This window comes from uncultured Thermus sp. (genome assembly GCF_938010445.1).
Lineage (GTDB): Bacteria > Deinococcota > Deinococci > Deinococcales > Thermaceae > Thermus > Thermus altitudinis.
In genome coordinates, this window is record NZ_CALLUR010000054.1 from 1 (window position 1) to 21,164 (window position 21,164).

At 64.8% G+C, this 21,164-nt stretch carries 25 protein-coding genes; 9 read left to right on the forward strand and 16 right to left on the reverse strand.

Going from position 1 to position 21,164, the window contains the following annotated elements; all coding sequences use genetic code 11:
* Positions 1–38: 38 nt before the first annotated feature.
* The 3 genes from Q0693_RS02975 to Q0693_RS02985 all read right to left on the reverse strand — a co-directional run bounded on the left by Q0693_RS02975 (position 39) and on the right by Q0693_RS02985 (position 2,955).
* Positions 39–800 carry a sulfite exporter TauE/SafE family protein gene (locus Q0693_RS02975; RefSeq protein WP_298629091.1) on the reverse strand — a complete coding sequence of 254 codons (762 nt, stop codon included), beginning with the start codon at positions 798–800 and terminating at the stop codon, positions 39–41.
* A complete protein-coding gene (locus Q0693_RS02980) occupies positions 797–1,456 on the reverse strand; it encodes a rhodanese-like domain-containing protein (RefSeq protein WP_298629093.1) in 660 nt (219 codons plus the stop codon). The genes Q0693_RS02975 and Q0693_RS02980 overlap by 4 nt, the downstream gene beginning before the upstream one ends.
* 62 nt (positions 1,457–1,518) lie before the next feature.
* Entirely contained in the window at positions 1,519–2,955 is a 1,437-nt protein-coding gene (locus Q0693_RS02985; protein ID WP_298629095.1) for an MBL fold metallo-hydrolase, read from the reverse strand.
* A gap of 165 nt (positions 2,956–3,120) precedes the next feature.
* Between Q0693_RS02985 and Q0693_RS02990 the strand changes: the two genes are divergently transcribed.
* Genes Q0693_RS02990 through Q0693_RS03000 form a run of 3 tightly spaced genes read left to right on the forward strand, consistent with a single transcriptional unit; the run spans position 3,121 to position 4,981 of the window.
* Positions 3,121–3,810, forward strand: a complete 690-nt coding sequence (locus Q0693_RS02990) for a thioredoxin family protein (RefSeq protein ID WP_243030748.1) — start codon at positions 3,121–3,123, stop codon at positions 3,808–3,810.
* Between the two features lies 1 nt (position 3,811).
* The gene (locus tag Q0693_RS02995) at positions 3,812–4,186 is read left to right on the forward strand and encodes a rhodanese-like domain-containing protein (RefSeq protein ID WP_243030746.1); all 375 of its coding nucleotides are present in this window, start codon (positions 3,812–3,814) and stop codon (positions 4,184–4,186) included.
* The gene (locus Q0693_RS03000; RefSeq protein WP_298629098.1) at positions 4,187–4,981 is read left to right on the forward strand and encodes a TlpA disulfide reductase family protein; all 795 of its coding nucleotides are present in this window, start codon (positions 4,187–4,189) and stop codon (positions 4,979–4,981) included. It begins immediately after the preceding gene.
* On the opposite strand, the gene Q0693_RS03005 is transcribed toward Q0693_RS03000, so the two are convergent.
* The 5 genes from Q0693_RS03005 to Q0693_RS03025 form a co-directional block, all read right to left on the reverse strand.
* Positions 4,978–6,354: a SpoVR family protein gene (locus Q0693_RS03005; RefSeq protein WP_298629100.1), complete on the reverse strand. Its 1,377-nt coding sequence runs from the start codon at positions 6,352–6,354 to the stop codon at positions 4,978–4,980. The two genes, Q0693_RS03000 and Q0693_RS03005, sit on opposite strands and share 4 nt — an antisense overlap.
* Before the next feature lie 3 nt (positions 6,355–6,357).
* Entirely contained in the window at positions 6,358–7,401 is a 1,044-nt protein-coding gene (locus Q0693_RS03010; RefSeq protein ID WP_298629102.1) for a DUF444 family protein, read from the reverse strand.
* Positions 7,398–9,410, reverse strand: coding sequence for a serine protein kinase (locus tag Q0693_RS03015; RefSeq protein WP_298629104.1), 2,013 nt, complete (start codon positions 9,408–9,410; stop codon positions 7,398–7,400). Before Q0693_RS03015 ends, Q0693_RS03010 begins: the two co-directional genes overlap by 4 nt.
* Positions 9,411–9,533: 123 nt before the next feature.
* A complete protein-coding gene (locus tag Q0693_RS03020) occupies positions 9,534–10,103 on the reverse strand; it encodes a CPBP family intramembrane glutamic endopeptidase (protein WP_298629106.1) in 570 nt (189 codons plus the stop codon).
* Positions 10,100–10,786, reverse strand: coding sequence for a metallophosphoesterase (locus Q0693_RS03025; RefSeq protein WP_243030735.1), 687 nt, complete (start codon positions 10,784–10,786; stop codon positions 10,100–10,102). Before Q0693_RS03025 ends, Q0693_RS03020 begins: the two co-directional genes overlap by 4 nt.
* Positions 10,787–10,803: 17 nt before the next feature.
* On the opposite strand from Q0693_RS03025, the gene Q0693_RS03030 reads away from it, so the two are divergent.
* From Q0693_RS03030 to Q0693_RS03055, 6 genes are all read left to right on the forward strand, one after another.
* On the forward strand, positions 10,804–11,244 hold the full coding sequence (locus tag Q0693_RS03030) for a regulatory protein RecX (RefSeq protein WP_243030733.1): 441 nt from the start codon (positions 10,804–10,806) through the stop codon (positions 11,242–11,244).
* 9 nt (positions 11,245–11,253) lie between these two features.
* The gene (locus Q0693_RS03035) at positions 11,254–11,691 is read left to right on the forward strand and encodes an SRPBCC family protein (protein ID WP_243030732.1); all 438 of its coding nucleotides are present in this window, start codon (positions 11,254–11,256) and stop codon (positions 11,689–11,691) included.
* Between the two features lie 91 nt (positions 11,692–11,782).
* Positions 11,783–12,055, forward strand: a complete 273-nt coding sequence (locus Q0693_RS03040) for a stage V sporulation protein S (protein WP_014515944.1) — start codon at positions 11,783–11,785, stop codon at positions 12,053–12,055.
* Positions 12,052–13,251, forward strand: a complete 1,200-nt coding sequence (locus tag Q0693_RS03045) for a transcription antitermination factor NusB (protein WP_298629112.1) — start codon at positions 12,052–12,054, stop codon at positions 13,249–13,251. Before Q0693_RS03040 ends, Q0693_RS03045 begins: the two co-directional genes overlap by 4 nt.
* Positions 13,248–14,033 carry a pyrroline-5-carboxylate reductase gene (gene proC, locus Q0693_RS03050; RefSeq protein ID WP_298629114.1) on the forward strand — a complete coding sequence of 262 codons (786 nt, stop codon included), beginning with the start codon at positions 13,248–13,250 and terminating at the stop codon, positions 14,031–14,033. Before Q0693_RS03045 ends, proC begins: the two co-directional genes overlap by 4 nt.
* Before the next feature lie 7 nt (positions 14,034–14,040).
* On the forward strand, positions 14,041–14,595 hold the full coding sequence (locus tag Q0693_RS03055; protein WP_298629116.1) for a hypothetical protein: 555 nt from the start codon (positions 14,041–14,043) through the stop codon (positions 14,593–14,595).
* Here Q0693_RS03055 and Q0693_RS03060 read toward each other — a convergent pair.
* From Q0693_RS03060 to rpsB, 8 genes are all read right to left on the reverse strand, one after another.
* On the reverse strand, positions 14,592–15,221 hold the full coding sequence (locus Q0693_RS03060; RefSeq protein WP_298629118.1) for a glycosyltransferase family 2 protein: 630 nt from the start codon (positions 15,219–15,221) through the stop codon (positions 14,592–14,594). The genes Q0693_RS03055 and Q0693_RS03060 overlap by 4 nt on opposite strands.
* On the reverse strand, positions 15,222–16,232 hold the full coding sequence (locus Q0693_RS03065; RefSeq protein WP_298629120.1) for a M50 family metallopeptidase: 1,011 nt from the start codon (positions 16,230–16,232) through the stop codon (positions 15,222–15,224).
* Positions 16,229–17,332: a 1-deoxy-D-xylulose-5-phosphate reductoisomerase gene (dxr, locus tag Q0693_RS03070; RefSeq protein WP_298629122.1), complete on the reverse strand. Its 1,104-nt coding sequence runs from the start codon at positions 17,330–17,332 to the stop codon at positions 16,229–16,231. Before dxr ends, Q0693_RS03065 begins: the two co-directional genes overlap by 4 nt.
* On the reverse strand, positions 17,329–18,159 hold the full coding sequence (locus Q0693_RS03075; RefSeq protein WP_298629124.1) for a phosphatidate cytidylyltransferase: 831 nt from the start codon (positions 18,157–18,159) through the stop codon (positions 17,329–17,331). The genes dxr and Q0693_RS03075 overlap by 4 nt, the downstream gene beginning before the upstream one ends.
* A 90-nt stretch (positions 18,160–18,249) precedes the next feature.
* Positions 18,250–18,807, reverse strand: a complete 558-nt coding sequence (gene frr, locus Q0693_RS03080) for a ribosome recycling factor (protein ID WP_243026667.1) — start codon at positions 18,805–18,807, stop codon at positions 18,250–18,252.
* 10 nt (positions 18,808–18,817) lie between these two features.
* Positions 18,818–19,522: a UMP kinase gene (pyrH, locus tag Q0693_RS03085; RefSeq protein ID WP_243030720.1), complete on the reverse strand. Its 705-nt coding sequence runs from the start codon at positions 19,520–19,522 to the stop codon at positions 18,818–18,820.
* A 55-nt stretch (positions 19,523–19,577) separates the two neighbouring features.
* Positions 19,578–20,168 carry a translation elongation factor Ts gene (tsf, locus tag Q0693_RS03090; RefSeq protein ID WP_114313408.1) on the reverse strand — a complete coding sequence of 197 codons (591 nt, stop codon included), beginning with the start codon at positions 20,166–20,168 and terminating at the stop codon, positions 19,578–19,580.
* Complete coding sequence (rpsB, locus tag Q0693_RS03095) at positions 20,165–20,953, reverse strand: 30S ribosomal protein S2 (RefSeq protein ID WP_298629127.1); 789 nt, start codon at positions 20,951–20,953, stop codon at positions 20,165–20,167. The genes tsf and rpsB overlap by 4 nt, the downstream gene beginning before the upstream one ends.
* Between the last annotated feature and the right edge of the window lie 211 nt (positions 20,954–21,164).

A 21,164-nucleotide genomic window follows, 5' to 3' on the forward strand; every position in this document is an offset into this window, starting at 1 on the left:
TGGATGGCCAGGAGGGTGCGGAAGGGCACCCCTTTAGTCTAATGTCCCTGGACCAGGTTCTGGCCCAGGATGAAAACCCCCATGACCACCAGGAAAAGGGCGAAGCCCCGCCTCAGGCTCTCCTGGGGCAGGCGCACGGCAAGCCGCCCACCCCAAAAACTCCCCAGGGTGCCCACGGCGATGAAGAGAAGGGCCACGGGGTAGTCCACCCCTAGGCCGTACTGGGGCAGGAGGTGCAGGTACTTGTAGAAGCCGGTGAAGGATTTAAGGGCGATGATGAGAAGGCTTGTGCCCACCGCCAGGTGCATGGGAAGCCCCCCCAGGAGGACCAAGGCGGGGACGATGAGAAACCCTCCCCCCACGCCTACAAATCCGGTAAGGGCTCCCACGGCTAGGCCATCCAGGACCACCTTCCAGGCTTTGCGGGGGGCCCTTTTGGCCGAGGATAAGGGGGTGGGCCGGGCCATGGAGTAGGCGGCTAGGAGCATCACCATGGCGAAGGTGAGAAGCTGCACCTCCCCGGAGACGAAGCGGGAAAGCCAGGCTCCCAGGTAGGTGCCCGCCATGCCCGGAAGGCCAAAGAAGAGCACGTTGCGCCCATCCACAAGACCCCTGAGGGCGTAGGGGATCGCCCCCAAAAGGGCGATCCCCCCCACGATGAGGAGGCTTTCGGCGATGGCCTGTTTGGGAGGTTCGCCCAGGAGGTAGACCAAGACGGGCACCGTGAGGATGGACCCCCCCGAACCCAAAAGGCCCAAGGAAAGCCCTATGAGAAGGGCTCCGATCAGGGCGAGGATCATCGCTCCACCGGGAGGCCTGCTCCCATCCAGGCGTAGGTGCCGCCCTCGAGGTTGAACACCTTGTCCCCCGGGAAGCCCTGACCTACCAGGAAGTCCGCCGCCACCCCCGAGCGGTTGCCGGAGTTGCAGACCAGGAGGATGGGCCGGTCCTGGGGAAGCTCGGCCAGGCGTTGCGGCAGGGAGGAGAGGGGAATGTTGATGGCCCCGGGCACATGCCCTTCCGCGTACTCCCAAGGCTCCCGGACATCCACCACCAGGGCCTCCTGCAAGAGTTTTTCCGCCTCATGGGGGCCCACTTCCTGGTAGGGGGTGGCGGCGTAGCCCACCTCCACCGGGGTGGTGTCCACGGGAAGGCCTGAGCGGTACCAGCGAACAATCCCCCCTTCTAAGTTGTAGATGTTCCCGTAACCTTGGGCGGAAAGCCAGGCGGCCGCTTGCCAAGAGCGGTTTCCCGTGCGGCAGTAGAGGACCACAGGCCGGTCCTTGGGGATCTCCCCATAGCGGGCCATGAACTCGGAAAGGGGGAGGAGGCCCGCCCCCGGGATCCGGGCCTGGGCGTACTCCTCCACCTCCCGCACGTCTATGAAGGGCACACCTTGGTCGTAAAGCTCTTTGGCATCTTCTGGGCTTAGGTCCTTGACTTGCGCTTCGTACATGGTTGGCCTCCCCTAGATGCCCTGGGGAACCGGGGTATGGCCCCAGCTCCCCAGCGGGCTACTCACGCTTGGACCAGCTCCTCCCCCCTCACCACCGGGAAGCCCGCCTCCTGCCAGGCCTTGATCCCCCCGGTGAGGTTGAGGGCGTTCTTAAAGCCATGGGACAAGAGGGCGCTGATGGCGGTGCTGGAGCGGTCCCCGCCCACACAGTGAACGATGAGGGGCTTGTCCTGGGGAAGCTTGTCCAGGTGGGCCAGGACGCGGCCCGCGTGGATGTTCATGGCCCCGGGGATGTGCCCGGCCAGGTACTCGTCCCGGCCCCGCACGTCCAGGATCACCGCCTCGCCCTTTTGCCAGAGGGCATGGGCCTCCTTGGCGGTAATCTGGGGCACGGTTTCCAGTTCCCCGTCGGCGTAGCCCTCGAGGCCCGGGATGTACCCCACCACCTCGTCCAGGCCGATGCGGATCAGGGCCCGGGTCAGGGCCTCCACCTCGGAAGGGTGGGCCAGGAGGATGAGGGGCCGCTCATAGGGCAGAAGCCACCCCGCCCAGGTGGAGAAGTTCTTGCCCGCAGGGATGTTGATGGCCCCCCGGAGGTGCCCGCCCGCAAAGGCGAACTTGTCCCGGGTGTCCACCAGAATAGCCCCCTCTGCCAGGTAGCGCTCAAACTGCGCCTTGGTGAGGCGGCCCGGGTGAGGGATGCCCCCCAGGATGGGCATGCCATCCCGGTTGAGCCGCTTCATCTCCTTGAAGTAGGTGGGGGCCTCCGGCTGGCCTTCCAGCAGAGCCTTGACAAAGCCTTCCTCGTCGTTTCGGTCCAGGTACCCCGCCCACCAGGCGTACCGCCTTTCGTAGCCCACGGTGGTGGCGGGAAGGGCCCCCAGGGCCTTGCCGCAGGCGGAACCCGCCCCGTGCCCGGGCCAGACCTGGACGTGGTCGGGAAGGGTCAGGAACTTCTCCTTGAGGCTTTGGAACATGCGCTTGGCCCCGGGCAAAGCGGTGCCCTTGATGCCTGCGGCTTCCTCTAGAAGGTCCGGCCGGCCAATGTCCCCCACAAAGACGAAGTCCCCGGTGAGGAAAAGGAGAGGCTCATCGGTGACGGCCCCATCGGCCACCAGGAAGGAGATGTGCTCCGGGGTGTGCCCAGGGGTGTGCACGGCCTTGACCCGAATATTCCCCACCTTAAACTCGTCCCCATCCTTGAGGAGGACGTAGCTGAAGCCCTCCAACCCCTGGTACTTCCAGTTCTCATCCCCCTCGTCGGAAAGGTAGAGGGTGGCTCCCGTGGCCTTGGCCAGTTCCCTGGCCCCCGAGAGGTAGTCGGCGTGGATGTGGGTCTCGGCCACGGCCACGATGCGCATGCCGAAGCTCTGGGCCATCTCCAGGTAGGTGTCAATGTCCCGCTTGGGGTCCACCACCAAGGCCTCCCCCGTGGCGGCGCAACCGAGGAAGTAGCTCATCTGGGCTAGACCTTCTTCGTAGACTTGGCGGAAAACCATGTTTCACCTCCAGACAGGGACATCTGCCCCCACGGTCTGCAGTATACCCATATGGGGTATATGGGTCAAGCGGGGGATGGAGATAATGGGCACATTCTCCTGGCGTCCCTTCTTTGCTATAGTGGTGAAAGGATGTACCCCGATAGGGGTATCCGGGAGGATACGATGGCGCTACTGGGACCCAAGGAACAGGAGATTGTACGCGAGCGGCTTGCCAACCTAGAGCGGGACGTGGAGCTGGTGCTTTTCACCGATACCTCCACCCTGATCGCCCCGGGGAAGGAGCCCTGCCTCTACTGCAAGGAGACCAAGCAGCTTCTGGAGGAACTGGCGGGTCTCTCCCCTAGGCTGCACCTGGTGGTCTACGACCTGGCCACCCCGGAGGGGAAGGAGAAGGCCAAGGAATACCGGGTGGAGGCTCCCCCTACCCTGATCCTGCGGGAGAAGGGTTCAGAGGCCATCAACCTGCGCTACCGGGGGATTCCGGCAGGGTATGAGTTCGCCAGCCTCCTCGAGGACATTGAGATGCTGGGCCGCGATGGCCACGGCCTGCCGGAGAACGTGGTCCAGGAGCTCAACAACCTCCCCGAGGAGGTGGTGCTCCAGGTCTTCGTCACCCCCACCTGCCCCTACTGCCCCCAGGCGGTGCGCACCGCCCACCGCATGGCCTACGCTTCCCCCAAGGTGTGGGGCGAGATGATCGAGGCCAACGAGTTCCCCGAGCTCTCCAGCCGCTACCACATCCACGGCGTTCCCGACACCATCGTGAACCACGGCAAGGAACGGGTTCTTGGGGCCCAGCCCCTTTCCCAGTTCCTGCAGGCCATCCGCAAGGCGGTGGGGGTGAGCGCCTAGCATGACCCGGCGCGCGCTCATAGGTCTTTTCGCCCTCTGGGCTCTGGCCGCCTGTGGGCCCAAGGGGAGCTACACCAATGTGGGTCCCGAGGAGCTCTACCAGGCGGTGGAGAGGGGGGCGGTGATCGTGGACGTACGTACCCCCCAGGAGTTCGCTGGGGGGCACGTGCCCGGGGCCATCAACCTGCCCGTGGAGGCCATCGCCCAGTGGGGGGACACCCTGCCCAAGGACAAGCCCGTGTACCTCTATTGCCGTAGCGGCAACCGCAGCCGCCAAGCGGCGGAATACTTGAAGCGGAAGGGGTACACCAACCTCTACAACCTGGAGGGAGGGGTTTTGGCCATTGAAAGGGCGGGCTTCCCCTTGGTTCGCTAGATGGATGCTTTCCAGATCGGGCCTTTTGCCATCCCCTGGGCCAGGTTTCAGGTCTTCCTGGCCCTTTTGGCCATGGTGCTCCTGGCGGAGGCCTGGGCCCGGAAGGTGGACCGCAGGCTTGGCCCTTGGGCCTATAACGCCATCCTCCTGGGCTTGGTGGGGGCGCGGCTGGGTTTCGTCCTGGAAAACGCCTCGGTATTTGCCCGGGATCCCCTTTCCGCCCTTTACATCTGGCAAGGGGGGTTTAGCCCCGTGTGGGGTATCCTGGCTGCGGGAGGGTACACGCTGATGGCACTGCCCAAAAACCTTTGGCGGTATGCCCTGTTCTCCGCGTTGGCGGCGGGCTTGGTCTTCGGGGTTTTCCTGGTGCAGAGGAAGGGAGGGGGGGAGGAGGTGCGGTTGCCCTCGGTCACCCTGGCCACCCTCGGGGGTACCCCGGTCAGCCTCCAGGATTTCCGCGGGAAGCCCTTGGTCCTAAACCTTTGGGCCACCTGGTGCCCCCCTTGCCGGCGGGAGCTTCCCATGATGGTGCGCCTGAGCCAGGAAAATCCCGAGGTGCGCTTCGCCTTCGTGAGCCAAGGGGAGGGGCCAGCGGTGGTGCGGAGCTTTTTGGAGGAGCAGAAGCTGGCCCCCGAATGGGTCCTTTTGGACCCGGAAACCCAGCTTTCCCAGGCCCTGAAGACCCAGGGCCTCCCCACCACCTTCTTCTTTGACCGGGAAGGGCGGCTGGTGGCCCGGCACATGGGGGAGCTTTCCGAGGCCTTGCTTCTGGGGTACCTTAGGGTTTTGCGCTAAGCCCCTGCCGAGAGCAAGGCTTCCTTGCCTTCCACCACCGTTTTCAGGTGCACGGGCCGGCCCCAGAGGCGGTGCAGGTTCTCCAGCACCGCCTTGGTCTTTTTGAGGTCCAGCCCCACCCCCTCGTAGGCGTGTTCCAAAAGAAGTTCCCCGCGATTCCCATAGTTGGCATCCACCAGCTCCACGATGGGGTAGCCGGCGTTGGTGAGGCGGAAGAGGAGGGCCTGTTTGGCCTCGGCGAACCGGGGGAGGTCCTCAGGGGAGATTAGCCTCTGCCTTAAGGCGAACTCCGGGGTCAAGAAGCTATCCAAAAAGCCCAGGTCCGTGTGGATGGTGCGCACCTGAAAGAGTTTTTTCAGGCCTTCCCCGGTGGGCCTCTCGTAGGTGAGCCGTTCCCCTAGGGGCAGGGCCTCGTACTCCGGGCCGAACCGCCCCTTGTCCCAGCGGTCCTCCACCTCCTTGAGGAGCAGGTAGCCCAGGCGGTAGGGGTTAAGCCCCTGGGGGGCCAGAAGCCCCGCCTGGAGCTCGGCGAACTCCAGGGCCTCCGCCGGGGAGAGGAGGGGGAGGAGAAGCCGGGTGTGCCAGTAGGTGGCCCAGCCTTCGTTCAGGATCTTGGTGGCGGCTTGGGGAACGTAGTACAGGCTCTCCTCCCGGATGATCTCCAGGATGCCTTTCTGCCAAGGGGCCAGGGGGGCGTGCCGGGCCAGGAAGCCCAGGATATCCCGGGTGGGCCGGGGAGGGAGAGGGGAGGGGCTTGCCCCCTCCTCGGCCTCCTTGGGGGGCTCGGGTGGGGGGTTCACGTAGGGGTCCAGGTAGGGGCGTACCCGCAGGCGGTCAGGGGGTCTTTCCTCGGGGGAGGCGTCCTCTTTTCTTTGGATGTAAAGGGCCTGGGGGTCGATGAGGTTTTCCAAGGAAAGGGCCAGGTCCAAGAACTCCTCCACGCTTCTCGCCCCGTGCCGCTCCATAGCCTTTTCCACAAAGGCCGCATGGTGAGCCATCTCCTCATGCATATCCTTGGGGATGGGCTTGAAGGCCAGGTTGTTCTGGAAAAAGTCCGCGTGGGCGTAGACGTGGGCCATGACCAGCTTTTGGGCGAGGAGGGTGTTCCCCCTCAGGAGGTAGGCCCGTACGGGGTGGGTGTTCACCACCAGCTCGTAGATGCGCCCAAGCCCATAACGGTAGGTTTCCCGGTAGCGCAAATACTCGCTGCCGAAGCGCCAGTGAGGGTAGCGCCGGGGAAACCCCCCGTAGGCGGCCAGCATGGCCATCTCCTCCGGGCCCACCTCTTCAAAGAGGACCGGGGGAAAGGAGAGGCCTTCGGCCAAAGCGCGCTCCCGTAAGCGTTCGGCCCAGCGGCGAAGCTCCTTGCGCATCCTCTACCCTCCCAAAAGCCGCCTCAGGGCCAGGGGCAGGTCCTCCTTCCCCCGCACCTCGGTGGCGGCCAGCCCTTCCTCCTTGCCCAAGGCCTCCTTCAGGTCCTCGAGGAAATGCCCTTGGCCGTAGGGCCCCTGCACCTGGGCGTAGCCGTATAGGGCCAGGGTGGGAAGGAGGCGCCTTAGGGCCTCGAGGGCCACCGCGGTATCCCCTTGCCAGTTTTCCCCGTCGGAGAAGTGGTAGAGGTAGCGGTTGTAAAAGGCCTCGGGGTAGGGTTTCAGGATCTCCTCCGCCAGGAGGAGGGCGCTGGAAAGCCTCGTTCCCCCTCCTTCCCGGGCGCGGAAGAACTCTTCCTCGCTCACCTCCCAGGCCTCGGCGTCGTGCAGGAGGTAGCGCCTTTCCAGCCGGGGGAAGTGGCGCTTGATCCACAGGGTGATCCAGAAGGAGAGGGTCTTCACCAGCCTAAGCTCCTCCTCCCGCATGCTCCCCGAGACATCCAAGGCGAAAAGGACCACCGCCTGGGCGTGGGGGCGGGGCTTGGTCTTGGGGGCCTTGTAGCGGAGGTCCTCCCGCTCGGGGACCAGGAGGGGTTCCTCCGGGCGGTATTCCCCGGTGATGAGGGCCCGCTTGAGGCTTTCCTTAAGGGTGCGGCGCACGTGGCGGAGGCCCCTAGGCCCCTTGCGGGCAATGGTGGTGTAGCGGAAGGCCTCCTCGGTAACCTCCCCCTCCCCCTTGGGCCTGAGCCGGGGAAGCCTTAGGGCCTCGCCCATGAGGTCCAAAAACTCCTCCAGCTCCAGCTCGGCCACGGGCACGTGCCCCCCGGGGCCCAGGCTTTCCGTTCCCGGGCCCCCAAGGCCCAGGCCTTCCTCCAGGGGCTCCCCATAGACGATCTTGGGGAGCTCCAGCTGGGGCAGGGGAATGGAGACCAGGCGGCCTTCCACCTGGCCGAAGAGCTCCTCCCGGGTCAGAAACTCCCGCGCCCTTTTCTTTACCTCCCCGCGCACGATCTCCTTAAAGCGCAGGAGGTCGCGCTCAATGGGCCTCATCGTTCGCTCCGGGCAAAGATGGAGGCGGCGAACTCCAGAACCCCGCTGGCGCAGTGCTCACAGTAGCCGTGGTCGCGGATGAGGCGGGCCTTGACCACGTCGATCTTGGCCTGGGTTTCCGGGTCCACCACCCCCGAGACCAGGGCGGAAAGGCGGATGGTGTCCTTCTGGTCGTCAAAGAGCTTGAGCTCCAGAGCCCGGCGTAGCCGGTCGTTGTCCTTGTAGGTGAACTGCCTCCCTTCCAGGGCTAAGGCGCCGATGTAGTTCATGATCTCCCGACGGAAGTCGTCCTTGCGGGACTCGGGGATCTCGATCCGCTCCTCAATGGAGCGCATGAGCCTCTCGTTGGGGGGTTCGGGGGCGCCGGTGTAGGGGTTTTTCACCTTCTCCCCCAGGACGTAGGCCTTCACGTGGTCAATGTAGTTGTGGAAGAGGCGGTTTAAGGCCTCCTCGTCGGCGGCGATGGCCCTTTGCACCTCGTTTTTCACGATCTCCGCGTACTCCGCCTTTACCTCCTGCAAGAGGGCCTTGTACCGCTCCTTGGTCTTCTCGTCGGAGATGAGGGAGTGGTGCTTGAGGCCCTCCTCCAGCTCGTTCATCACCATGAAGGGGTTGATGCAGGGCTCCTCCGAGGTGACCAGGACGTTGGAGATCTTGTCCTGGATGTACCGGGGGCTGATGCCTTCCAGGCCCTCCCGCTTGGCCTCGGCCATGAGTTCCCGCACCGCCTCCTCCGTCCAGCCGGGAAGGAGCCTGCCGTCGTAGAGCTTCAGCTTCTGCATCAGGGTAAGCCCCGCCCGCTTGGGGGGTTCCAGCCGGGTGAGGACCGCCCAGGTGGCGGCCATCTCCAGGGTGTGGGGGGCGATGTGCTTGGCCCTGACCTTGCTGAAGTCCCGGCGGTAGATCTTCACCTCGTCGGAGACCCGCAGGATGTAGGGGACGTCTATTTTGATGGTGCGGTCCCTCAGGGCCTCCATGTACTCGTTGGCCTGGAGCTTTCGGTATTCAGGCTCATTGGTGTGCCCAAGGATGATCTCGTCTATATCCGTCTGGGCAAACTTCTTGGATTTGATCTTGTGCTCCTGGCTGGCGGTGAGGAGGTCGTAGAGGAAGGCCACGTCCAACTTGAGGATCTCTATGAACTCCACCAGGCCCCGGTTGGCGATGTTGAGCTCCCCGTCAAAGTTGAAGGCCCGAGGGTCGGAGTCGGAGCCGTAGATGGCCACCTTGCGGTAGTTGATGTCCCCGGTGAGCTCGGTGGAGTCCTGGTTCTTCTCGTCCTTGGGCTGGAAGGTGCCGATGCCGATGCGGTCCTTCTCGGAGAGGACCAGGCGCTTGACCACGACCTCCTCCTCCAATACCGCCGCCAAATCCCCCCCGTGCCGGGCTAAGGCCTCCCGCATCTGGAAGCGGCAGACCGGGCAGAGGTCCCCTTCCACCTCGAGGGGATAGGGGTAGTCGGGGTGGAGGTGCCTTAGCTCCCCTAAAAACTCCTCCCGGAGCTCCCTGGGCAGGAGGTGAAGGGGTTCCTCGTGCATGGGGCAGGGGAGGGGGCCTTCGGGGGTTTTCCAGTAAAAGGTGAAAAGCTTGCCCTCCTCCCTGCGGCTATAGGCCTCGAGGCCCTTCTTGAGAAGCCGGGCGATGGTGCTTTTGGCCGAGCCCACGGGACCGTGCAGGAGGAGGATCCGCCTTTCCGGCCCCAGGCGGTGGGCGGCGGCCTTTATGGTGGCCACCAGGCGCATGAGGGGTTTATCCAGCCCAAAGATGGCGTCCTTGCCCTCCTCAAAGGGGTCGTCAAAGAAGTGGTAGTGGAGAAGCCTCTCCTTGAAGAGGGTGTACTCCTCCACCCCTTGGGCAAGGATCATGTCGTGGACCCGCTGGAAGCTGGTCCTGAGGGGCTTGGGGTCCTGCTTTAGGAGGCTTAGGTAATCGGCGAAGGAGCCTTCCCAGCTAAGAGCCCGGTAGGCCTCGAGGTCTTGACGGCGGCGGATGCGCTCCAGTTCGTTCATGGACGCCCTCCTCCATAGGGGCCTAGGAATGGGTTTTCATAGCTTTGCCTCTATTGTAGCAGGTTTTGCGCCAAGAGTGTGGCGCTGGTTCTAGCGAAGAGGGGGATCTTGCGCTACAGTTTTTTAGGTTCGCGATATCTCATAGAATCCCCGGGCGTTATGGAGGAAATGGGCCAGGATGCCGGGGAGGAGGCTTCCCGTGAGGAGGTAGGCTAGCCCAAACAACACCCCGGCAAGCCCGGTATAAAGGGGATAGGCAAAGGCCCGCTTGGGGGCGGGATGCAGGAGGGCGAAGACCAGGGCCTGAAGGAAGACCCCCCATGGCCCCAGCCAGGCTACGAGGAGGCTTTGCAGGAGGCCCCGGAAGAAGACCTCCTCCGCTACCCCCGAGAGGAGGGCCAGGAGGAGCAAGAGGGAAGGACCTGCCCCTGCCTGGCGTAGGGCTTGGCCCAAGGTGCGGTGGAGCCTTTCCGCTTCCGGGAAGGAGGAGGGGAAAAGCCGGCGGAAGGCTTCTTCCAAAAGGGCCAGGGCTAGGAGAAGGCCCAGGGCTAAGGCTAGCCCCCCTAGGCTCCCTTGGCCAAAGGGCAGCCCCAAAAGGAGCATGCCCGAGGCCCCAACGAGGAGAAGGAGCCCTTGGAGGATAAAGAGGAGGCCCAGGGGTGCGGGAAGCCAGGACCCAGGCCACCTTTTCATTCCACCTCCAGGACCAGCTTGGGCCGGAAGCCCAGGGCGTCGGCGGCCACCAGGTGGAGGGGGATGCCCTGGTACTCCTGGGGAAGCTTTTCCGGATCCGCCCCGTGCAGGTGGCCGTAGACGATGGCCTGGGGCCGGGCCTGGGCAGCCAGCTCCAAAAGGGGGGTGGCCTCTCCCTTAGGGCCAAAGGGGGGGAAGTGAAAGGCCACCACCAGCTGGCGGTAGGGCTTGCCCTTCAGATCCTGCAAGGAGAGCTTAAGCCTTTCCACCTCTCGGGCGAAGATCCTTTCGTCCTCCGGGGTAGGGGGCGGGTACTGCCAGCCCCTAGTGCCCGCCACCCCCACCCCTTCCAACACCAGGGCGTCGTGTTGTAGGGCATACATACCCTGGGGCAGGACCGCCCTTAAGCGGCTTATGGAGGGCCACCAGTAGTCGTGGTTGCCCTTTAGAAGCACTTTTTTTCCCGGTAAGGCGGCCAGGTCCAGAAGGTCGGGTAAGGCCTCCCCTAGGCGCATGGCCCAGGAGATATCCCCGGGTACGATCACCAGGTCTTCCGGGCCCACCACCTCCCGCCAGCCCCGAAAGAAGGCCTCCGGGTGGCCCTGCCAGCTTTGCCCGAAGATGGTCATGGGCTTGGGGTGGAGGCGGGAGAGGTGGGGATCGGCGATGGCGAAGACCCGCATGGGCCATAGCGTACCCTATGGGTATGGAAAAGGCGGAGGCTATGGCCTACGCCCTCAGGCTCTTGGCCAGGCAGGCCTTGAGCCGGGCCCGCTTGCGGGAGAAGCTTCGGGACCGCTTTCCCGAAGGGGAGGTGGAAGGGGTCCTGGCCCGCCTCGAGGCCATGGGCTACCTGGATGACCGGGCCTTTGCGGAGGCCTTTGTGGCCAGTAGGCGGAAGTACGGTCCCCATAAGCTCCGCCACCTCCTAAGGGCCCAGGGGGTGGCGGAGGAGGTGGTGGAGGAAGTCCTTAGCGCCTATGGGGAAGAGGAGAACCTGGAGGCGGCCCTAAAGGTCCTCCGCCGCTACCCCCGCCGCCAGGACAAGGCCAAGGCGGTGCGCTTCCTCCAGGGCCGGGGTTTCCCCCTTTCCGTGGCCTTGGAGGCCTACCGGCTTGTCATGGAGGAGGAAACGGGGTAAAAAGAGCCCATGCCCGAGGTGCGTGCGGAACGCTTCATCCAGGCCCCGCCGGAAAAGGTGTATGCCCTGGCCAAGGACCTAGAGGGCCTTAAGCCCTACCTCAAGGAGGTGGAAAGCCTCAAGGTCCTTTCCCAAGAGGGAAACCGCACCAAAAGCGAGTGGGTGGCGGTGGCCATGGGAAAGAAGGTGCGCTGGCTGGAGGAGGAGGAGTGGGACGACCAAAACCTCCGGAACCGCTTCTACTCCCCCGAGGGGGACTTTGACCGCTACGAGGGCACCTGGGTCTTCCTGCCGGAGGGGGAGGGCACCCGGGTGGTCTTGAGCCTCACCTACGAGCTCACCATACCCATCTTTGGTGGTCTTTTGCAGAAGCTGGTGCAAAAGCTCATGCAGGAGAACGTGGAAAGCCTTCTCAAGGGCTTGGAGGAGCGGGTTCTGGCCTCCTAGTTGCGCACGGGGCCCTTTTGCTCTACCATGGGCCTGAAGCCGCCCCTGTCCTTCCAAAGCAGGGTGGCCCAGGAGCTTTCAGGAGGTCAAAGTGGAAACGTTGCGCGTGTCTTCTAAGTCCCGCCCCAACTCCGTGGCCGGCGCCATTGCGGCGCTTTTGCGCACCAAGGGGGAGGTGGAGGTGCAGGCCATCGGTCCCCAGGCGGTGAACCAGGCGGTGAAGGCCATCGCCATCGCCCGGGGTTACATCGCCCCCGATAACCTGGACCTGGTGGTCAAGCCCGCCTTCGTCAAGCTGGACCTGGAGAACGAGGAGCGGACCGCCCTTAAGTTCAGCATCAAGGCCCATCCCCTGGAGTCTTGAGGCCGGAAAGCCCCCGGGCCCTGGCCGTTCGCCTCCTCCTCGAGGTGGAGCGGGGTGGCAGGGCCCAGCTGCTTCTGGACCGGGCCTTAGACCGCCTGGATTGGCCAGAGCGGGACAGGGCCTACACCACCCATTTGCTCTACGGGACGCTGCGGCATCTCCGGCTTTTGGACTTTTTCCTGGAGCCCCTTCTGCCTAGGCCCGAGGGGCTTCCACCCACCGTGCGCTGGATCCTGCGCCTGGGAGCCTGGGAATGGCTGGCCGGCAAGCCCGACCATGCCCGGGTTAGCCCCTGGGTGGAGGAGACCAAGAGGGTGGCGCCCCGCCTGGCGGGCTTGGTCAACGCCGTGCTCCGGCACCTCCAGCCCCGGGAGGCCCCGCAGTGCGTGCGCCTAAGCCTCCCCGAATGGCTTTGCCAGGCCTGGCGGACGTATTTTGGGAGTCTGGACTTCGCCCAGGGGTTCAACGAACCCGCCCCCCTCTTCGTCACCGCCTACCGTCCGGTGCCGGGACTAAGGCCTGGCCCCCTTCCCGACAGTTACCTTTGGGAGGGCCCTAAGACGGACTTTTCCGCTTTGGGCCTTCAGCCGCAGAACCCGGCTTCCCTCTTTGCCGTCCAGCTCCTAAACCCAGCCCCAGGGGAGAAGGTTTTGGACCTTTGCGGGGGTGCGGGGCTGAAGGCCTTCTACCTCGCTGCCAAAGGGGCCGAGGTGGTCTCCTATGATCTGAACCCTAAACGTCAGGAGGCGGGTAGGAGGACGGCGGCCAAGCTGGGCCTAAGGGTGGCCTACCGCACCCAGGATCTGAGGGAACCCCTTCCGGAAAAGGCGAAAAAGGTCCTTTTGGATGCCCCCTGCACCGGTACCGGCACCTTTCGCAGCCATCCCGAGCTGCGCTATCGCCTGGCTCCCCAAGACCCCAGGTGTATGGCGAAGTTGCAGCTCATGCTCCTGGAGACTGCCGCCCAGGCCACGGAGGAAGGAGGGGTGCTGGTCTATAGCGTGTGCACCCTAACGGAGGAGGAAGGGGAAGGGGTGGCCAGGGCCTTCCTTGCGGACCACCCGGAGTTTGTGCCCGAGCCCTTCCTGTGCCCCTTGCCGGTGCTTAAGGCGGGGCTTGGGGTCTACGTGGCCCCGGAAGGGGGGTTGGATGGGTTCTATTACCTCCGCCTGAGGAAGGTAAACTCTAGGGCATGAAGCTGGCGTTTGTGGGCCTGGGCAAGATGGGGAAGAGCATCCTGAAGGGGGCCTTGGACCGGGGCTTCCTGAGGCCGGAGGAGGTGGGGGTGGTAGGCCGGACCCCGGAGCGCACCCGGGAGCTGGCCGAGGCCTTCGGCCTCCGCCCCCTGACCCTGAAGGAACTCGCCCAGGCGGAACGGGTGCTTCTTGCCGTCCAACCCCGGGATTTTCCCCATCTGGCCCCGGAGATGGCCCATCCCGGGGTGGGGTACATCTCCATCATGGCCGGGGTGTCCACCGCGGTGTTGGCCCGCAGGCTGGACACCCGGCGGGTGGTGCGGGCCATGCCCAACCTGGCGGCGGTGATCGGGGAAAGCTCCACCGCCCTCACCGCCTTAAAGGAGGCCAGGGAGGCCGGGGATTTGGCCTTCGCCCGGGCCCTCTTCGCCACGGTGGGGGATGTGTACGAGATCCCTGAGCACCTCTTTGACCCCTTTACCGCCATGTCCGCCTCGGCCCCCGCCTATCTGGCCCTGGTGGCCGAGGCCCTGGCGGATGCCGGGGTGAAGATGGGCATGCCCCGGGCCCTGGCCTTGCGCCTGGCGGCGGAGGCCTTGGCGGCCACGGGGGAGCTCCTAAAGGGCCGCCATCCCGCCCAGCTGAAGGACGAGGTGGCAAGCCCTGGGGGCACCACCATCCACGGCCTTCATGCCCTCGAGGCCCGGGCCTTAAGGGCCGCCTTCTACGAGGCGGTGGAGGCGGCCACCCGGCGGGGGCACGAGTTGGGGGAGGCGGAGTAGAAAGGCCATGGAGCGCTCCGGGAGGCCCCAGGGGTTCCGGTGTCTTTTGGCGCTGGTGGTCCTCCTTTCCTTGGCCCTGGGCCAGGTCCTTCCCCAGGCGGGTGGGCGGTACCGGTATTCCGACGGCGTGGTGCAGGAGCTGGTGCCCACCCCGGAGGGCTTCCGCCTCCGCTACCTAAGGGAAGGGCGGGTCTTTCGGGAAGACCGGCTCAAGCGGGGCTCCGAGGGGCTTGTTCTCCTCGGGGTGGGGTTGCCCGAGGGGTACTTCCCCTTTACGCCCCCTCTCCTGGTCTACCCCTCAAGGTTGGAGGTGGGGCTGGCCTGGGGGGGAAGCGCCCAGTTCCGTGGGCAACGGGTGGCCCTTTCCGCCCGGGTGGAGGGGATAGAAGGCGTGAGGGTAAAGGCCGGGGCCTTCAACGCCTATAGGGTGCGGGTGGCCTTTACCACGGAAAGGGGCGGCACGGACCTCAATGAGCTCTTCTTGGTCCCGGGCCTGGGGGTGGTGGCCTACCGCACGGGAGGGTCCTGGGTGGAACTCTTAAGGCTTCCCGAGGCTCCTTAGAGCTGGGCCCTGAGGTAGTAGCGGAGGATCTCCCGGTACATGCGCAGGCGGTGAAGGAAGCCCGGTATGAGCCCCCGCTTTTCCTCCTTCATCACCTGGCTCACCCCGGTTAGGGGCAGATAAAGGACCCGCCAGCCCTCCCTTTTGCCGTGGCGGGTGAGGAGGAGTTCCAGGTCGTAGCGGGCCGCCTCGAGGCCCGGCACCCTCCTTAGCGCCTCCGTCCTTAGGGCCCGCTGCCCGGAAAGGAAGGGGGTGAGGCGCATGGCGAGATCCGTGGAAAACCGGCCCCCTTGGAAGACCCCCACGGTCATCTCCGCCTTACCCTCCAAAACCGGGGCCAGAAGGGCATGGAGGTGCTCTGCCCTTAGCCCCACCAGGTCGGCGTCCAGGAGGAGGACGAAGGGGGTGGTAACCTCCTTAAGCCCTTGGGCCACGGCGCCCCCTTTGCCCCGGTTTTGGCCAAGGCGCACCACCTGGGCCCCGGCCTTGGCGGCTACCTCAGAGGTGGCGTCCTGGGAACCGTCGTCGGCCACCACCACGGGAAACCCCGCCTCCTTGGCCACCTCTACCACCCGGGCCACGGTGGCCTCTTCGTTGTAGGCGGGGATGAGGACCGTGGCCTCCATCTAGCCTCCCAGTAGCCTTCTTAGGTCCTGGAAGGTGACCAGGATGACCAGGAGGATGAGGAAGAGAAAGCCCAGGTAGTGGACCATGGCCTCCTGCTCAGGCCGGATGCGGAGGAAGCGGGAGAGGAAGAGGATCAGGATCCGCCCTCCATCCAAGGCGGGGATGGGCAGGAGGTTGAAAAGGGCCAAGGAGAGGTTGATGGCCACGGTGAGCTCCAGGAGCCGGAAAAGCCCTTCCTGGGCGGCCCGGCCCGTTTCCGCCACGATGCCCACGGGCCCCACCACCCCGCTATCCGGGTTTCCGGCAAGCACCCCCAAAAGCCCCCCCACCAGGGCCTTCACCATCTGGGGCCCAAAGGCCAGGGTGCGGCCCACGGCAAGGCCCAGCCCCTCCAGGAAACCCACCTTGCGGAAGGCCACCTCCGGCTGGTACACCACCCCCAGCCGCTCCATCCCCTCTTGCCAGGTAAGGGAAAGGCTCACCTCCTTTCCCTCCCGCAGGACCGTGAGGGTATGGGTCCCCGGGGTCTTCACCCGCTCAATCTCTTGGGCCCGGGTGAGGGGTTGGCCATCCACGGCCAGCAGGAGGTCCCCGGGTTTTAGACCGGCCGCCTCCGCCACGCTTCCCGGAAGGACTTCCATGATGGCCGCTCTGCCCGTGGCCTGGGGTACCCCTTGGGCGCTGAAGAGGAAGGCCAGAAGCCCCCAGGCCAAGAGGACGTTCATCACCACCCCAGCCACCAGGACCAAGAGCTTCCCCGCAAAGGGAAGGGCGTCGTACCCCCGGCCCCGCTCCTCGGGGAGGAGGCCCTCGATGTCCGCATACCCCCCCAGGGGAATGGCGGAAAGCCGCCACTCCGTGCCCCAGGCCTGGCGCTTCCACAGGATGGGACCGAAGCCCAGGCTGAAGGCCTTGACCCGCACCCCTTGGACCCGGGCCGCCAGGTAGTGTCCCAGTTCGTGCACAAAGATGCTGACCCCGATGATGATCAGAAACCAGATCAAGCTCATGTCCACCTCTTGGCCTCCTCCCGGGCCCAGGCGTCCACGGCGAAGAGGTTCTCCCATGTTAGGGGAAGGGAAGGGGTGTTTTCCAGGACCTGGGCCAGGATTTTGGGGATGTGGGGGAAGGGGATCCGGCCGGCCAAAAATGCCTCCACCGCCACCTCGTCGGCGGCGGAAACGGCCACCTGGGCCACCCCGCCCCGCCTTCCCGCCTCGTAGGCCACCTCTAGGGCGGGGAAGCGGTTTAGGTCTGGCTCCAAAAACTCCAGCTCCCCGGGGAGGGGAAGGTTCTTAAGAGGGGTTTCCGCCCGCTCGGGGTAGGTGAGGGCGTACTGGATGGGAAGGCGCATGTCCGTGGGGCCCAGTTGGGCCTTAAGGCTTCCGTCCACAAAGCGCACCAACCCGTGCACGTAGGCCTGAGGGTGGACCAAGACTTTGATCCCCTCCAAGGGAAAGCGGAAGAGCTCCTTGGCCTCGAGGACCTCCAGGCCCTTGTTGAAGAGGGTGGCGGAGTCTACCGTCACCTTGGGGCCCATGCGCCAGCGAGGGTGGTTGAGGGCCATCTCCGGCGTGACCTGGGAGAGGTCTTGCGGCTCCCTTAGGAAAGGTCCGCCGCTGGCCGTGAGAATGAGCTCGGCCACGTCCTCCCGCCTCTCGCCCAAAAGGGCCTGGAAGAGGGCCGAGTGCTCCGAGTCCACGGGGAGGATCTCGGCCCCATGGGCCTCCACCTCCTGCCAGAGGAGGGGCCCGGCGGCCACCATGGCCTCCTTGTTGGCCAGGGCGATGCGCTTGCCCGTCTGGGCCGCCACCCGGGTGGGGGAAAGCCCCGCAAGCCCGGGGATGGCGGCTACCGCTACCTCGGCCTCCAAGGCGGCCACTTCCTCGGGGGAGGCCAGCTTAAGCCAGGGGAAACGGGACTTGAGCTCCCCGTGAAGGCTTTTGTCCGCCGCCACCAGGGAAGGCCGCCACTCGGCGATCTGCTGGGAAAGCGTCTCCAGGTTCTTCCCGGCGGCCAGGCCCACCACCCGGTAGCCCTGCCAGCGGCAGACCTCGAGGGCCTGCCGCCCGATGGAGCCTGTGGAGCCCAAAACGATGACCCGTTTCATGTGAAGAGCACCACCAGAAAGTAGGTGAGGGGGAAGGTAAAGAGGAGGCTGTCAATCCGATCCAAAAGCCCCCCATGCCCCGGCAGGAAGCGCCCCGAGTCCTTGACCCCGCAGTAGCGCTTCAGCATGGACTCCACCAGGTCCCCAAGCTGGGCCGCCAGGGAGAGGAGGAGGCTGAAAAGCCAAAGCTCCAAAAGCCCGAAGGGAAATACCTCCCGCACCAGGCTCGTGTAGAGGACCAGGGCCAAAAAGCTCACGGCGATGCCCCCCAAGGAGCCCTCCACCGTTTTCCCAGGGGAGATCTCCGGGGCCAGCTTCTGCCGGCCCAACGTTCGGCCCACGAAGTAGGCCCCGATGTCGGTGGCGAAGCTGGCCACCAAGGGGAGGGAGAGGGTCCAAAGGCCCAGGGTAGGGTCTGGGAGCTCCCGCAACAGGGGGGCGTATCCCAGGGTCCAGGGCAGGTACAAGAAGGCGAATAGGGTAAAGGCAAAGCGGGTGAGGTCTGCGCCCTTTAGGAGCTCATAGCTGAAACTGCCCAAGAGAAAGAGCCCCAGGGCCACCTCCCGCCAGGGCACCTGGGGGAAGTGCCAGTGGAGTGGGGGCAAGGAGAAAAGGAAGAGGAGCACCCCTCCGCCCAGCAAAAAGGGCAGGTTCAGCCGGATGCCCCTTTTGCCCAGCATATCCCGAAGCTCCAGGCTCCCCAGCCAAAGGACGAAAACCAGGGTGGGGAGGATTAAGGGCAAGCCGGCCCACAGCACCCATAGGAGGATAAGGGCCCCTACCAGGGCGGAAAGGACCCGAGTGGGAAGGTTCTCCTTCCCCTCCATCACCCCTCCTTCCCTAGGGGCCCTAGGGCGAGGGGGCGATGCCCTTTGGGCAAACCGGCCACAGCAGACCAAAGATGGGACCCCGGGCTCTTAGCCCAGGATCTCCTCTTCCTTCTTCTCCAAAAGCTCGTCCACCTTGGCGATGAACTCGTCGGTGATCTTTTGGATTTCGGTTTCGGCTCGCTTGGTGTCGTCCTCGGAAAGGTGGAGTTCCTTGGAAAGTTTCTTGAGTTTTTCCAAGGCCTCGCGCCGGAGGTTGCGGATGGCGATCCGGCCCTCCTCGGCGTAGTGGCGGGCGGTCTTCACCAGCTCCTTGCGCCTTTCCTCGGTGAGGGGAGGGATGTTGATGTACAGGGCATCCCCCTTGTTGGCGGGGTTCAGGCCCAGATCGGAGTCGCGGATGGCCTTTTCTATGGCCTTTAGGGCGTTTTGGTCCCAGGACTGCACCACCAGGGTCTTGGCGTCGGGAGCGGTGACGGTGGCGATCTGGTTCAGGGGCACATGGGTGCCGTAGTACTCCACCTTGAGGTGGAGGAGAAGGGCAGGGTTGGCCCGCCCGGTGCGCAGGCCCGCCAGGTTGTGCTCCAGGGCCTCGAGGCTCTTTTGCATGTGCGCCCTTGTTTCCGCATAAAGCTCTTTCAGGCTCATGGCACCTCCTTCAGGTGTGGATCAGGGTACCCACCTTTTCCCCCTGGATGATACCCACCAGAGCGCCAGGTTTAAAGATGTCAAAGACCACGATGGGAAGCCCGGCCTCCATGCACAGGGTGATGGCGGTGGTGTCCATGACCTGTAGACCCCGGTTCAAGACCTCCAGGTAGGTGAGCTCATCAAAACGCACGGCATCGGGGTTTTTACGGGGGTCATCGGAGTAGACCCCGTCCACCTTGTTCTTGGCCATGAGGACCACCTCGGCCCCCACCTCCAAGGCCCTTAGGGCGGCGGCGGTGTCCGTGGAGAAGAAGGGGTTGCCCGTTCCCCCCCCAAAGATGACGATGCGCTCCTTCTCCAGGTGGCGCAGGGCCCGCCTGCGGATGTAGGGCTCGGCCACCTGGGTGATGGTGAGGGCGGTCTGGACCCGGGTGGGAATGCCCAGGGATTCCAGGGCGTCCTGGAGGGCCAGGGCGTTCATGATGGTGGCCAGCATGCCGATGTAGTCGGCGGTGGCCCGGTCCATCCCCACGCCCTGCCTTGCCCCCCGCCAGAGGTTCCCCGCCCCGATCACGATGGCCAGTTGGACCCCGGTGTCGTAGGCGGCCTTGATCTCCTTGGCCAAGGCCTTGGTGGCCTCGGGCTCAATGCCGAAGCCGTTTGCGGTCAGAAACTCGCCGGAAAGCTTAAGGAGAACCCTCTTGTACTTCATGGCAAGGGAAAAACCGGGGTCCCTTGGCTAAAGGACCCCGGGTGTCCAGCATAGCCTATGCCCCCAGCTCAAAGCGGCAGAAGCGCCGCACCACGATGTTTTCCCCAGTCTTGGCGATGGCCTCTTGGATCAGCTCCTTGACCCGGACCTTGTCGTCCTTGACAAAGGGCTGTTCCAGAAGGGCCACCTCCTCCAGGTACTTCTTCAGGCGGCCTTCGGCGATCTTCTCGGCAATCTGGGCGGGTTTACCCTCATTGAGGGCGGCCTGGATGTAGATCTGCCGCTCCTTTTCCAGCTCCTCGGCGGGGATCTCTTCGGCGGAAACGTAGCGGGGGTTCATCATGGCGATGTGCATGGCCAGATCCCGGGCCAGGTTCTGGAAGATCTCGTTCCGGGCCACGAAGTCCGTTTCGCAGTTGAGCTCCACCAGGACCCCCACCCGTTGGTTGTGGTGGATGTAGTGGCCGATGACCCCTTCCCTAGCCTCCCGCTCCGCCTTTTTGGCCGCCTTCATGGCTCCCCGCTCCCGGAGGAGCTGCACGGCCTTTTCCTCGTTCCAACCGGCGTCCTCGAGGGCCTTCTTCACGTCCATCATGCCGGCCCCCGTGGCCTCGCGCAGCTTTTTGATGAGTTCCATCTGGCTCATGCTTCCACCTCGTCCTCACCAAGGTCGGATGCCCCCTGGACCTGGGCTTCGGCCCTCTCGGCCTCCTCCACCAGGGCGTAGGAGGGGGAGGGCTCCACCACCCCGCCCCGGGCCTGGATGATGAGGTCCACCGCCCGGGAGACGATGAGCTGGATGGAACGGATGGCGTCGTCGTTGCCGGGGATGATGTAGTCCACCAGCTCGGGATCGGAGTCGGTATCCGCCAGGGCCACCACGGGGATGAAGAGCTTGCGGGCTTCCCGGACGGCGATGGCCTCCTTGGTGGGGTCCACCACGAAGACGGCGTCAGGAAGGCGCTTCAGACGCCGGAAACCCGAAAGGTACTTCTGCAGGCGCTCCAGCTCGTGCTTCAGACGTACCTGTTCCTTCTTGGGCCGGTCCTGGATCTCGGGGGAAGCGAAGAGGTTCTCCAGCTCCTCCAGGCGGTTTACCCGCTGGGAGATGGTCTTGAAGTTGGTGAGCATCCCACCCAGCCAGCGCTGGTTCACGTAGGGCATCCCCGCCCGTTCCGCTTCCATGCGGATGATGTCCTGGGCCTGTTTCTTGGTGCCCACGAAGAGGATGGTGCCTCCCCGCATGGCCAGGTCCTCGAGGAAGCGGAAGGTGCGCTCCAGCTCCACCATGGTCTTCTGCAGGTCAATGATGTGGATGCCGTTGCGCTCCGCGTAGATGTAGCGCCCGAACTTGGGGTTCCAGCGCTTACGCTCGTGACCGAAGTGAACCCCTGCCTCAAGAAGCTCCTTAACGCTGATGTTTACTGGCATATTCCTCCCGTTCGGGGAAGGTTGGGCTTGGCGTTTCCCGTGCACCGGCCTCTTTCCCACGGGACCTTCCCCTGCCCGTGGGCTGGCCCGGCACACCTCTCCGATTATAGAGGGAAGAGGGGCTTTGCGTAACCCCCCCTTTTGGGCTATACTCCCCTAGGCTTGGGGCGGTAGCTCAGAGGGAGAGCACCCGCCTTGCAAGCGGGAGGTC